This window comes from Burkholderia cepacia (assembly GCF_001039005.1).
Classification (GTDB): Bacteria; Pseudomonadota; Gammaproteobacteria; order Burkholderiales; family Burkholderiaceae; genus Burkholderia; species Burkholderia theae.
In genome coordinates this window covers 75822-88148 of the sequence record NZ_LDWR01000033.1, presented here as the reverse complement: position 1 = coordinate 88148, position 12327 = coordinate 75822, and the positions used below count along the sequence as shown (strand labels likewise).

The window sequence follows — 12327 nt, the reverse complement described above, 5'->3', positions numbered from 1 at the left end:
GGCAGGGCGTGGACGCCGGCGGCACGCGGCCGGCCGGTGCGGCGCCGCTCAGACGCTCGCCGTCTGGCGGATTTCCTGCAGCAGGTAGCCGAAGCCGCGCACCGTGACGATTTCGACACGGCACTGCTCGAGTTTCTTGCGCACGCGATGCACATAGACTTCGATCGCGGTATCGCCGAGATCGCCGCCGAAGTGCGTGAGGTGATCCTGCAGCTGGGCCTTGCTGACGACGCGGCCGTGACGCAGCAGCAGCATCTCGAGCACCGCGAATTCGCGCGGCGACAGTTCGAGCGGCTTGTCGTCGTTGAAGATGCGGCGGTCGACGCCCGACAGGCGGACGCCGCCGAGCGACACTTCCGGACGCGGCATGTCGCTGTGCGGGCCGCTGCGGCGCATCACCGCGCGGATGCGCGCTTCGAGTTCGGCCGGCTCGAACGGCTTGAGCATGTAGTCGTCGGCGCCCGAATTCAGGCCCTGGATCCGGTCGTTCAGCTCGTCACGCGCGGTCAGTACGATCACGGGCGTGTGGCGGTTGGTCTGGCGGAAGCGCGTGAGCAGCGTCATCCCGTCGATGCCCGGCAGGCCGAGGTCGAGGATCACGAGTTCGTGGCGGTTCTGTGCCAGCGCCTGTTCGGCAAAAATGCCGTCATGCACCATGTCGACGGTGAAGCCAGCCTGCTCGAGGCTGCTCTGGATACCGCGTGCGATGGGGCGGTCGTCTTCGATCAGAAGGAGTCGCATGAAGTTCGCTCAAGTACAATGGGTTGGCGGTTCAGGCACGCGGACAGCACGACGCCGTTTCCACAGGGGCGCCGCATCACCGACATCAAGCGTGGCGGCCAGCGAACGATTAAATCCAAACATGTCCGATATCTCGATCAACGACCTTGAAGCCGCGATCAATTTCTGGCGCGCCCGCTCGCCGTCGAGCGGCGACGAACTCAAACTCTGCGAAGAGGCCAGCGCGCTCTCCAAGCCGTATGCGCTGCTGATTGTACAGCGCGAAAGCGCGCTGCAACTGGAAGGTTTGGACCCCAAGGCGCGGAAAGCGTACGAGACTTACGTGCGCCTTAAGGATGGCTTGGAAAGCTGAAGGCTTTCGCTGACTACATCCTAGAAAACGTTCATCGAAATGAAAAGTTGACGCGCCGCGCATCGAAAGATGCGCGGCGGTAGAGGAAGGCCTCAGGCGGCCGGGTGCGCGTGCGCGCCGGCACGGTCGATGAACAGCGCCAGTTCGATGTCGCGTTCGGTCAGGCCGTCGGCGTCGTGGGTCGACAGCGTGACGTCGACGCGGTTGTACACGTTGAACCATTCCGGATGGTGGTTCATTTCCTGCGCCTTGATCGCGACGCGCGTCATGAAGCCGAAGGCTTCGTTGAAATCGGCGAAGCGCAGGCTGCGCTGGATCGCATCGCGGCCCGGCACGGCCGTCCAGAGCGGCAGGCCTTCGAGCCGGGTCTTGCGTTCTTCTGATGTGAGCTTGTGGATCATGTTGCACCTCGTTTGGTAACGGCGCCCGCGCACGGCAGGGGCCGCGCGGCGAAGCCGGCGCCGTTCATTGTTTCATAGTTGTGCGACGGGCATCCGGGGATGGGCATCCGGGGACGGAGGCCGGAATGCGGCGCGGCTTGGCGCGTTACGCGTCGGCGTCGTCGGGCCAGCCTTCGCCCGTGCCGCGGTGCAGCACGCGGTCGGTCGCGAGCACCGCGCCGGCCGCGAATTCGGGCAGCGCCGCCAGCCGGTCCGCCAGCGCGCGGCTGTCGACATCGGCGAGCGCGAACAGCTGCGCGAAATCGTCGATCACGAAGTAGGTCTTCTGGAACGTATCGATCCGGTACTTCGTGCGCATCACGCGCTCGAGATCGAAGCCGAGCCGGTTCGGCGCCGCGCTTTCCAGGCTGTACAGGCTTTCACCCTTGCTCGACACGATCCCGGCGCCGTAGATCGACAGCCCGTTCGTGCCGCGCGGGTCGCGGATCAGCCCGAATTCGACCGTATACCAGTAGAGCCGCGCGAGCCGCGCCAGCGCCGCTTCGTCGTCGGCAACCGCGAGTGCGGTGCGCCCGTATGCCTGCATGTAGTCGGCGAACACCGGGTCGATCAGTAGCGGCACGTGGCCGAACAGGTCGTGGAAGCAGTCGGGTTCCTGCAGGTAGTCGAGCTGGTCGGGACGGCGCATCCACCAGGTGACCGGGAAACGCCGGTTCGCGAGGTGCTCGAAGAATACGCGGTCGGGCACGAGGCCCGGCACCGCGACGATCTCCCAGCCCGTTGCCGGCTTCAGCTGGCGGTTCACGTCGGCGAACGACGGCACGCGATCGGCCGGCAGGTCGATCTTCCCGAGCCCCGTGACGAACGCATCGCATGCGCGCCCGCGAAGCAGCGCCGACTGGCGCGCATAGAGCTGCTTCCACACCGCATGGTCGACCTGGCCGTAGCGGGCCAGCGGCTGGTCGATGGTGAAATCCGCGCGGGTTTCGAGGCCCGCGTCGAACTGCTCCTGCAGTTTCGCGGTGACGACGGTGGGCATGATCAGGCTCTGCACGCTGTGGTTGGGAACCATGCAAGTGTAGAGCGGCCTGCGCGCGGAATGGGCGCAATATTGGCGTTGATTCGCCGGATGATGCGATAATCGTGCATCAAATCACGAATCAATGCGGAGAATGCTCATGCTGGAACTCGATCACTTCGATCTCGCGCTGCTGGACGTGCTGCAGCGCTTCGGTCGCGCGACGCATCAGCAGCTCGGCGAGGAGGTGCCGCTGTCGCCGTCGCAGATCGGCCGGCGGCTGCAGCGGCTCGAGGCGGCGGGCGTGATCGAAGGCTACCGCGTGATGCTGCGCCCCGAAAAGCTCGGGCTCGGCGTTACCGCGTTCACGAGCCTGAAGCTGAAACACCATGGCGACTCGATCATCGAGCAGTTCCAGCAGCAGATCGACGTGCTGCCCGAAGTGCTCGAATGCCATGCGGTGGTGGGCGATGCCGATTATCTGCTGCGGATCGTCGCGCCGGACCTGAACGCGCTGTCGCAGTTCGTGATGAAGAAGCTGATGCGCGTGCCGGGCGTCGACAGCGTGCGCTCGAACATCGTGCTGACGACCTTCAAGCGCAACGGCGCGCTGCCGCTCGCGCACCTGGCGCCCGGCGCCGCGTGACGCGGCGACGGGGCTAGGGCCGCCGCGCGCTGCGCCGCCGGCAGGGCCGGATCAGGCTGCCTCGTGCGGCGTGTCCGCGTTCAGCAGGTCGACGTACGCGACCGCGACGAGATCGTCCTGCGACACGCCGAGCTTGGCGAACACGTCGTGCGCTTCGGCTTCACCGCCGGCTTCGTCGTCGTCGGGGCCGAGCACGACTTCCAGTTCGATGAAGTCGCCGAGGCCGTCGACGCGGTCGAGGTGGATGCGCGTGCGGCCCGCGAGGTATACATGCCGTTCCTTCGTCACGATCCCGCGGGTGGTCAGCGCGGTGGCGAGCAGCGCGTGCATCGCGTCGGGATTCGTCACCGGGCTGCGGGTGTAGTACGACGCCTTCGGGCCGTCGCGATCGTCGCGCTGGTAGAAGATCAGTTCGGCCGGCGTGCCGTCCTCGAAGCGGCGCAGCTTCAGCCGACCGCGCGGCACGTCATAGAAGAAATCCTGCTGGCGGTAGAACAGCGGCGCTTCGGTCGCGAGCGTCGCAGCGCGTTCGCGCAACTGGTCGAATGCGCGGGCGCGGGCTTTGATCTCGATGTTGCGGGCCATGCGGGTCTCCTTCGATAAGGGGTCTCGCGGTGTGCGAACGCACAATCTAGCAAAAAGGCGGGGATGGTGGCGTGACGGCGGGCGGGGGGCGTGGCGAGATGACGCGTGTTGCGCGCGATACCGGCGCCCGGTGCGTGGCGGCCGCGCCTTCATCAGCAGCGCTCATATCGCCCACTGGGCTTCGATCAGCCGCAGCGCGGCCGCGATCGCCGGTTCGTCGCGCCGCTCGGCGAGCGTCACGAACGTCAGTTCGGTCGGCACGGTCACGCGCTCGACGATCGTCAGCGCATGTGCGTGCGCTTCGGCCAGCGCGGTCGAGTCGCGTGCGAGTGTCAGCCCGATTCCCGACTTGACGAGGTCGAGCATCGACTGCTCCTGATCGACCTCGGCGACCTTCACGGGCTGCGCGCCGGCGTTCGCGAAGCGCCGCGACAGCAGCCGGTGGTGCGCGGACGCCGGCGGCGTCCAGATCCACGGCAGCGCGGCGAGCGCGCGCCAGTCGTGCGCGCGCTGCACGCGCTCCTTCCAGCCGGCCGGTGCGAGCACGCGGTACTGGAAATGCGTGAGTGTGACGGTATGGAACAGTGCGCCGTCGAGCGGGTCGTCCTCGCCCGGCCGGCCGATGTAGTAGCCGACGTCGAGCGCCTGCGCGCGCACCTGTTCGATCACCCAGCCCGACATCCCGTGCCGCAGCGCCGTCTCGATCTGCGGATGGGTCTCGACCAGCGCGCGCAGGAAGCCGCCGAGCCGCAGGAAGCCCGGATCGAGGATCGTGCCGATCCGCAGCCGGCCGCGCACTTCGTGCCGCAGCGCAGCAGCGGCGCGCTGCACGTCGGCGGCCGCGGCGAGCGCACGTTCCGCGTGCGGCAGCAGCGTCTGGCCGTCGCGCGTGAGCGCGAGCCCGCGCGACGTACGGGTGAACAGCGCGACGCCGAGCGTTTCCTGCAGATGCTTGATCTGTAGGCTGACGGCTGGCTGCGTCAGGTGCAGTTGCGCGGCGGCGCGTGTCAGGTTGCCTTCGCGCGCGACCGTCGCGAACGCGCGGAGCAGGGTGAGATCCATCGTCGTGATATGAGCGCGGCTTATAACGCAGTTCAGCATAACTCATTGGATCGGCGGCCGGCTGCCGGAGTACGCTTCAACGGTCGTGGCGCGTGGGGCCGCAAGCGCGGCGCGCGACGCACTATGCTGGAATTGATGCGCGGCACACAACAACGAGATTTGGATGGGCCGGAGGAAGGGCTGAGGCGGTAACTCTATCCAACCACGCCATGGGGTCCGAGTAAGCGCTGAAGCGCTAACTCGGGCCGACCGCCGTGGGGGTGGAGTAAGCGCTGAAGCGCTAACTCCACCCAACCACGCCATGGGGTCCGAGTAAGTGCTGAAGCACTAACTCGGACCGACAGGAGACAAACAAGTGACTACTCAACGCACGCTCGAAGGCGAATTCGATTACGTGATCGTCGGCGCGGGCACCGCGGGCTGCGTGCTCGCGAACCGCCTGACCGAGGATCCCGACATCCGCGTGCTGCTCCTCGAAGCGGGCGGCAAGGACGACTATCACTGGATCCACATCCCGGTCGGTTATCTGTATTGCATCGGCAACCCGCGCACCGACTGGCTGTACAAGACGCAGCCCGAAGCGGCGCTCAACGGCCGCGCACTGTCGTATCCGCGCGGTCGCGTGCTCGGCGGCTGCTCGTCGATCAACGGCATGATCTACATGCGCGGCCAGCGCGAGGATTACGACAGCTGGGCGCAGGAAACAGGCGACGCCGGCTGGTCGTGGGACAGCGTGCTGCCGATCTTCAAGCGCAGCGAGGATCACCACGCGGGCGCGAGCGACGCGCACGGCGCGGGCGGCTACTGGCGCGTCGAGAAGCAGCGGCTGCGCTGGGAGATCCTCGAATCGTTCGCGCAGGCCGCGCAGCAGACAGGCATCCCGGCGACCGACGATTTCAATCGCGGCGACAATTCGGGGGTCGGCTATTTCGAGGTGAACCAGAAGCGCGGCGTGCGCTGGAATACGTCGAAGGCGTTCCTGCGGCCCGCGATGGCGCGCCCGAATCTGACCGTGATCACCGGCGCGCAGGCGCAGCGCGTGATCTTCGAAGGGCGGCGCGCGGTCGGCGTCGAATATCACGGCGGCGGCACCGATTACGTCGCGCGGGCGAGCGCGGAAGTGCTGCTGACGTCCGGCGCAGTGAATTCGCCGCAACTGCTCGAACTGTCGGGCGTCGGCTGCGGCCGGCGGCTGCAGGCGCTCGGCATCGACGTCGTGCAGGATCTGCCCGGCGTCGGCGAAAACCTGCAGGATCACCTGCAATTGCGGATGGCGTTTCGCGTCGAAGGCGTGCGTACGCTCAACACGCTGTCCGCGCACTGGTGGGGCAAGCTGATGATCGGCGCGGAATATGCGCTGCTGCAGCGCGGGCCGATGTCGATGGCGCCGTCGCAGCTCGGCGCGTTCGCGAAATCCGATCCCGACGATCCCGCGCTCACGCGGCCCGATCTCGAATACCACGTGCAGCCGCTGTCACTCGATCGCTTCGGCGAGCCGCTGCACAGCTTCAACGCGTTTACGGCGTCCGTCTGCCATCTGCGGCCGACGTCGCGCGGCAGCGTGCATATCGCGAGCGCCGATCCGGGCATGGCACCCGCGATCGCGCCGAACTATCTGTCGACTGAGCACGATCGCCATGTCGCCGCGAACGCGCTGCGGCTCACGCGCCGGATCGCGTCGGCGCCGGCACTCGCGCGCTATCGTCCCGAGGAAATCCTGCCGGGCGCGCAGTACCGGACCGAGGCCGAGCTGATCGAGGCGGCCGGCGCCGTCGGCACGACGATCTTCCATCCGGTCGGCACCTGCCGGATGGGGCGTGCCGAAGACGAACGCGCGGTCGTCGACAGCCGGCTGTGCGTGCGCGGCATCGCCGGGCTGCGGATCGTCGATGCATCGGTGATGCCGTTCATTACATCGGGCAACACCAATTCGCCGACGCTGATGATCGCCGAGCGCGCGAGCGACATGATCCGTGCCGATCGCCGCGCGGCGCGCGAAGCGACGACGGTGCGAACCGACGCGGCGGTGACGGCCGCGTGACGGAACGCTGACGCGCGCGACAGCGGGCCGTCATGATGGCGTCCGCTGATTCGATATGCGAAACAAGCTGCCGTTGCGTCGCTCGTGTCGATTGCGGCGGTTCGAACGGCAAGTTCCATGCAAGCCGCGCGGTTGCGCGGCTTTTTTCGTTGCGCGCGTGCAGGGCCGTGCGGATGGTCAACGGACGATGATGCACGTGTCAAAAAAGCGTGGCGAAAAACCGTGCACAACCCATGCGGCATGGCGGCCAGCCCTATAAGTGCAAATCCCGATGATTGCACTGCACCAACGGCGCGACAATGTTGCGCAATGTGCATACGCGTCGGCGCGGGAGACCACCCTCGAGGCGTACCACGGCGCCCGGGGGCAGCCGGCTGATCCGCTGACCTGTTCGCGGGCGCTTGCGCCACGCTTCCCGGTGCTTCGCCTGACTTCGTACGGAAGGGAACATGATTCTCGGCGACACGATTCTGGAAACACGCGGACTGACAAAGGAATTCAGGGGTTTCACCGCCGTAAACGGCGTCAACCTGCGTGTGCGTCGCGGCGCGATCCATGCGCTGATCGGGCCCAACGGCGCGGGCAAGACGACCTGCTTCAACCTCCTCACCAAGTTCCTGACACCGACGGCCGGCCAGATCGTCTTCAACGGGATCGACATCACCGACGAGCGGCCCGCGCAGGTTGCGCGGCGCGGCATCATCCGTTCGTTCCAGATCTCGGCCGTGTTCCCGCACCTGACCGCGCTGCAGAACGTGCGCATCGGCCTGCAACGCGCGCTCGGCACCGAATTCCATTTCTGGCGCAGCGAACGCACGCTGAAGCGGCTCGACGATCGCGCAATGGACCTGCTCACGCAGGTCGGCCTCACCGATTTCGCGCAGGTACCGACTGTCGAGCTTGCATACGGCCGCAAGCGCGCGCTGGAGATCGCGACGACGCTCGCGATGGAACCCGAATTGATGTTGCTCGACGAGCCCACGCAGGGGATGGGCCACGAGGACGTCGACCGCGTGACCGCGCTGATCAAGAAGGTCGCGAGCGGCCGCACGATCCTGATGGTCGAGCACAACATGAACGTGATCGCGGGCATCTCCGACACGATCACCGTCCTGCAACGCGGCGAGGTGCTGGCCGAAGGCTCGTATGCGGAGGTGTCGAAGAATCCGCTCGTCATCGAGGCCTACATGGGCAGCGCCGACGCAGCGCTCGCGGGGGCGCACGCATGAAGCACAGCGAACGGGAGGAACGCGAATTGAGCGGCGTCGAGAGCGGTACGCCCGCGCTGGAGATCACGGGCCTGGAGGCCTGGTACGGGGAATCCCACATATTGCACGGTGTCGACCTGACGGTGCACCGCGGCGAGGTCGTCACGCTGCTCGGCCGCAACGGCGCGGGCCGCACGACGACGCTGCGCGCGATCATGGGCCTCACGGGCCGCCGCAGCGGGTCGATCAAGGTCGCGGGCAACGAGACGATCGGCCTCGCGACGCACCGCATCGCGCATTTCGGCGTCGGCTACTGCCCGGAGGAACGCGGGATCTTCTCGAGCCTGTCGTGCGAGGAGAACCTGATGCTGCCGCCGCCGATCGGGCCGCGCGAGCATGCGATGTCGCTCGACGAGATCTACGCGATGTTCCCGAACCTCGCGTCGCGCCGGCAGAGCCAGGGCACGCGGCTGTCCGGCGGCGAACAGCAGATGCTCGCGGTCGCGCGGATCCTGCGCACCGGCGCGAGCCTGCTGTTGCTCGACGAAATTTCCGAAGGCCTCGCGCCGGTTATCGTGCAGACGCTCGCACGGATGATCGTCGCGCTGAAGGCGCGCGGCTACACGATCGTGATGGTCGAACAGAATTTCCGCTTCGCCGCGCCGCTCGCCGACCGCTTCTACGTGATGGAGCACGGCACCATCGTCGAGCATTTCCGTGCGTCCGAACTGGAAGGCAAGATGCCGACCCTGCACGACCTGCTCGGGGTGTGACGCCGCCCCGTATCTTTTGCCGCTAGCCGTGGCGGCCCTCGAACAACCACAACGCATCAGAACAACAAGGAGACGTCAATGAAAATGAAGACCCTCGCACACGCTTGTCTCGCGCTCGCGACCGCCGCGTTCACTGCCGGCGCCGCCCAAGCCGCGGATACCGTGAAGATCGGCTTCATCACCGACATGTCGGGGCTTTACGCGGACATCGACGGGCAGGGCGGCCTCGAGGCGATCCGCATGGCGGTCGCCGACTTCGGCGGCAAGGTGCTCGGCAAGCCGATCGAGGTCGTCTATGCCGATCACCAGAACAAGGCCGACATCGCCGCGTCGAAGGCGCGCGAATGGATGGATCGCGGCGGGCTCGACCTGCTGGTCGGCGGCACGAACTCGGCGACGGCGCTGTCGATGAACCAGGTCGCGGGCGAGAAGAAGAAGGTCTACATCAACATCGGCGCGGGGGCCGACACGCTGACCAACGAGCAATGCACGCCGTACACCGTTCACTACGCGTACGACACGATGGCGCTCGCGAAGGGCACCGGTTCGGCGGTGGTGAAGCAGGGCGGCAAGAGCTGGTTCTTCCTGACCGCCGACTATGCGTTCGGCAAGGCGCTCGAGAAGAACACGTCGGATGTCGTGAAGGCGAACGGCGGCCAGGTGCTCGGCACGGTGCGTCACCCGCTGTCCGCGTCGGACTTCTCGTCGTTCCTGTTGCAGGCGCAAGCGTCGAAGGCGCAGATCCTCGGCCTCGCTAACGCGGGCGGCGACACGATCAACTCGATCAAGGCCGCGAAGGAGTTCGGCATCACGAAGACGATGAAGCTTGCCGCGCTGCTGATGTTCATCGACGACGTGCACAGCCTGGGCCTCGAGACGACGCAGGGCCTCGTGCTGACCGACAGCTGGTACTGGAATCGCGACGCGGCGTCGCGCCAGTGGGCGCAGCGCTACTTCGGCAAGATGAAGAAGATGCCGTCGAGCCTGCAGGCGGCCGACTACTCGTCGGTGACGACCTACCTGAAGGCGGTCCAGGCCGCCGGTACGACCGATTCCGACAAGGTGATGGCCGAGCTGAAGAAGATCAAGATCAACGACTTCTACGCGAAGGGCTACATCCGCACGGACGGCAGCATGATCCACGACATGTACCTGATGGAAGTGAAGAAGCCGTCGGAATCGAAGGAGCCGTGGGACTACTACAAGGTGCTCGCGACGATTCCGGGCGAGCAGGCGTTCGGGACCAGGCAGGAGACGCGCTGCGCGCTGTGGAAGTAAGCGAAACGTAGCGGCGCGCGCGGGCGCGCCGCGCAGTGGCGGCTGCGGCGATGTGCCCGCTGCGCCGCCCGCGTGCGCAATGCATGAAGGTTGCGCACGCAACGAAACTCATTCTGACGGCTAAGTCGATGGAAATCTTTGGCATTCCGTTGCCGGCGATGCTGAGCCAGTTGCTGCTCGGGCTCGTCAACGGCTCGTTCTACGCGATCCTGAGCCTCGGGCTCGCGGTGATCTTCGGGCTGCTCAACGTGATCAACTTCGCGCACGGCGCGTTGTTCATGCTGGGCGCGATGCTCGCGTGGATGGGCCTGTCGTATTTCGGGCTGCCGTACTGGGCGATGCTGGTGCTGGCGCCGCTGGTCGTCGGCGCGTTCGGGATCGTGATCGAGCGCTCGATGCTGCGCTGGCTGTACAAGCTCGATCACCTGTACGGGCTGCTGCTCACGTTCGGCCTCACGCTGGTCGTCGAAGGCGTGTTCCGGTCGATCTACGGTTCGTCCGGCCAGCCGTACGACGTGCCGTCGCAGCTTTCCGGCGCAACCAACCTCGGCTTCATGTTCCTGCCGAACTACCGTGCGTGGGTCGTCGTCGCATCGCTCGCGGTGTGCCTTGCGACGTGGTTCGTGATCGAGAAGACGCGCCTGGGCGCCTACCTGCGCGCGGGCACCGAGAACCCGAAGCTGGTCGAGGCGTTCGGCGTGAACGTGCCGATGATGATCACGCTCACCTACGGCTTCGGCGTCGCGCTCGCCGCGTTCGCGGGCGTGCTGGCCGCGCCGGTGATCCAGGTCTCGCCGCTGATGGGCCAGCCGATGATCATCACCGTGTTCGCGGTGGTCGTGATCGGCGGGATGGGTTCGATCCTCGGCTCGATCGTCACGGGCCTGCTGCTCGGCGTGATCGAGGGCTTCACGCGCGTGTTCTATCCCGAAGCGTCGGCCACCGTCGTGTTCGTGATCATGGCGATCGTGCTGCTGTTTCGCCCGGCGGGCCTCTTCGGCAAGGAAAAATGATGCAGAGAAAAGTGCTCTACGGCGCGCTGCTCGCCGCACTGCTCGCGGCACCGTTCATCGGCGCGTATCCGGTGTTCGTGATGAAGGTGCTCACGTTCGCGCTGTTCGCGGCCGCGTTCAACCTGCTGATCGGCTATACGGGGCTGCTGTCGTTCGGCCATGCGATGTTCCTCGCGACCGCCGGCTACGCGACCGGTTATTCGATACAGACGCTCGGTTTCACGCCGGAACTCGGCGTGCTCGCGGGCACCGTCGCCGCGACGCTGCTCGGGCTCGTCGTCGGGCTGTTCGCGATCCGCCGGCAAGGCATCTACTTCGCGATGATCACGCTCGCGTTCGCACAGATGGTCTACTTCATCTACCTGCAGGCGCCGTTCACGCACGGCGAGGACGGCCTGCAGGGCGTGCCGCGCGGCCACCTGTTCGGGCTGCTCGACCTGTCGAACGACGTCGCGCTGTACTACGTCGTGCTGGCGGTGGTGGTCGCCGCGTGCGCGTTCATCGTGCGGGTCGTCCATTCGCCGTTCGGCCAGGTGCTCGTCGCGATCAAGGAGAACGAAGCGCGCGCGATCTCGCTCGGCTACGACACCGATCGCTTCAAGCTGCTCGCGTTCATCCTGTCGGCCGGGCTCGCGGGGCTGGCGGGCTCGCTGAAGGTGCTCGTGCTGGGCTTCGAGACGCTCTCCGATGCGTACTGGACGATGTCGGGCCTCGTCGTGCTGATGACGCTCGTCGGCGGGATGGGCACGCTGTTCGGACCGCTGCTGGGGGCCGCGCTGATCGTCGCGCTGGAAGACCGGCTCGGCGACATCGGCGAATGGCTCGCGTCGACGACGGGCGTTGCGTGGTTCCACTCGCTCGGCGAATCGGCGACGATCGTCACGGGGCTGATTTTCATCGCATGCGTGCTGGCATTCCGGCGCGGCATCGTCGGCGAAATGGTCGCGCGGATCAAGCCGCTCAGGGCATCCTGAGCGCGGGTCCGCACGCGTCGCGTGCACGTTGATGCGAAGCACCATCCGGCACGCTTCGGAAGGGTGCCGCAGCGGGCTCGGGCCGGCGCCGCGCGGCAGACTGGTGCCCCATTTTCGTGCGGCGATGCACCATAGGGGTAAATGCTAAGTTGTCGCTCGGTGAAAGGTCCTTTAATCTTCGTCCTAGTTCTGATGCACCGCGAAACGAATTTGCAGGTGGAGAACGAGGAGACAA

General features: G+C 66.4%; 13 protein-coding genes. 8 read left to right on the top strand and 5 right to left on the bottom strand.

The features are described from left to right. Positions 1 to 48 precede the first annotated feature (48 nt). Positions 49 to 741 (bottom strand): response regulator transcription factor, encoded by a 693-nt coding sequence (locus VL15_RS19595; RefSeq protein ID WP_006401494.1) that lies wholly within the window; start codon positions 739 to 741, stop codon positions 49 to 51. A 121-nt stretch (positions 742 to 862) separates the two neighbouring features. Here VL15_RS19595 and VL15_RS19590 point away from each other — a divergent pair, with 121 nt between their 5' ends. Next, entirely contained in the window at positions 863 to 1093 is a 231-nt protein-coding gene (locus VL15_RS19590) for a DUF3717 domain-containing protein (protein WP_034183818.1), read from the top strand. Positions 1094 to 1185: 92 nt separating this feature from the next. Here the strand turns inward: VL15_RS19590 and VL15_RS19585 are convergent, their stop codons facing one another. Both VL15_RS19585 and phhA read right to left on the bottom strand, forming a co-directional pair. Continuing rightward, positions 1186 to 1494, bottom strand: coding sequence for a 4a-hydroxytetrahydrobiopterin dehydratase (locus VL15_RS19585; RefSeq protein ID WP_048247945.1), 309 nt, complete (start codon positions 1492 to 1494; stop codon positions 1186 to 1188). Between the two features lie 145 nt (positions 1495 to 1639). Further along, entirely contained in the window at positions 1640 to 2566 is a 927-nt protein-coding gene (phhA, locus tag VL15_RS19580) for a phenylalanine 4-monooxygenase (protein ID WP_080970885.1), read from the bottom strand. Positions 2567 to 2672: 106 nt separating this feature from the next. On the opposite strand from phhA, the gene VL15_RS19575 reads away from it, so the two are divergent. Beyond that, on the top strand, positions 2673 to 3158 hold the full coding sequence (locus tag VL15_RS19575) for an Lrp/AsnC family transcriptional regulator (protein ID WP_006408082.1): 486 nt from the start codon (positions 2673 to 2675) through the stop codon (positions 3156 to 3158). 51 nt (positions 3159 to 3209) lie between these two features. Here the strand turns inward: VL15_RS19575 and VL15_RS19570 are convergent, their stop codons facing one another. Both VL15_RS19570 and VL15_RS19565 read right to left on the bottom strand, forming a co-directional pair. Further along, positions 3210 to 3743 carry a class IV adenylate cyclase gene (locus VL15_RS19570; protein WP_048247943.1) on the bottom strand — a complete coding sequence of 178 codons (534 nt, stop codon included), beginning with the start codon at positions 3741 to 3743 and terminating at the stop codon, positions 3210 to 3212. Positions 3744 to 3905: 162 nt separating this feature from the next. Then, the gene (locus VL15_RS19565; RefSeq protein ID WP_048247941.1) at positions 3906 to 4805 is read right to left on the bottom strand and encodes a LysR family transcriptional regulator; all 900 of its coding nucleotides are present in this window, start codon (positions 4803 to 4805) and stop codon (positions 3906 to 3908) included. Between the two features lie 355 nt (positions 4806 to 5160). Between VL15_RS19565 and VL15_RS19560 the strand changes: the two genes are divergently transcribed. The 6 genes from VL15_RS19560 (at position 5161) to VL15_RS19535 (ending at position 12092) form a co-directional block, all read left to right on the top strand. Then, entirely contained in the window at positions 5161 to 6846 is a 1686-nt protein-coding gene (locus VL15_RS19560; RefSeq protein WP_048247940.1) for a GMC family oxidoreductase, read from the top strand. 449 nt (positions 6847 to 7295) lie between these two features. Beyond that, positions 7296 to 8075 (top strand): ABC transporter ATP-binding protein, encoded by a 780-nt coding sequence (locus VL15_RS19555; protein ID WP_021160426.1) that lies wholly within the window; start codon positions 7296 to 7298, stop codon positions 8073 to 8075. Beyond that, positions 8072 to 8827, top strand: a complete 756-nt coding sequence (locus VL15_RS19550; protein ID WP_048247938.1) for an ABC transporter ATP-binding protein — start codon at positions 8072 to 8074, stop codon at positions 8825 to 8827. Before VL15_RS19555 ends, VL15_RS19550 begins: the two co-directional genes overlap by 4 nt. Before the next feature lie 78 nt (positions 8828 to 8905). Continuing rightward, positions 8906 to 10105, top strand: coding sequence for an ABC transporter substrate-binding protein (locus VL15_RS19545; protein WP_048247936.1), 1200 nt, complete (start codon positions 8906 to 8908; stop codon positions 10103 to 10105). 128 nt (positions 10106 to 10233) lie between these two features. Continuing rightward, positions 10234 to 11118, top strand: a complete 885-nt coding sequence (locus VL15_RS19540) for a branched-chain amino acid ABC transporter permease (protein WP_031397096.1) — start codon at positions 10234 to 10236, stop codon at positions 11116 to 11118. Further along, positions 11118 to 12092 carry a branched-chain amino acid ABC transporter permease gene (locus VL15_RS19535; protein ID WP_048247934.1) on the top strand — a complete coding sequence of 325 codons (975 nt, stop codon included), beginning with the start codon at positions 11118 to 11120 and terminating at the stop codon, positions 12090 to 12092. The genes VL15_RS19540 and VL15_RS19535 overlap by 1 nt, the downstream gene beginning before the upstream one ends. Positions 12093 to 12327: the final 235 nt, after the last annotated feature.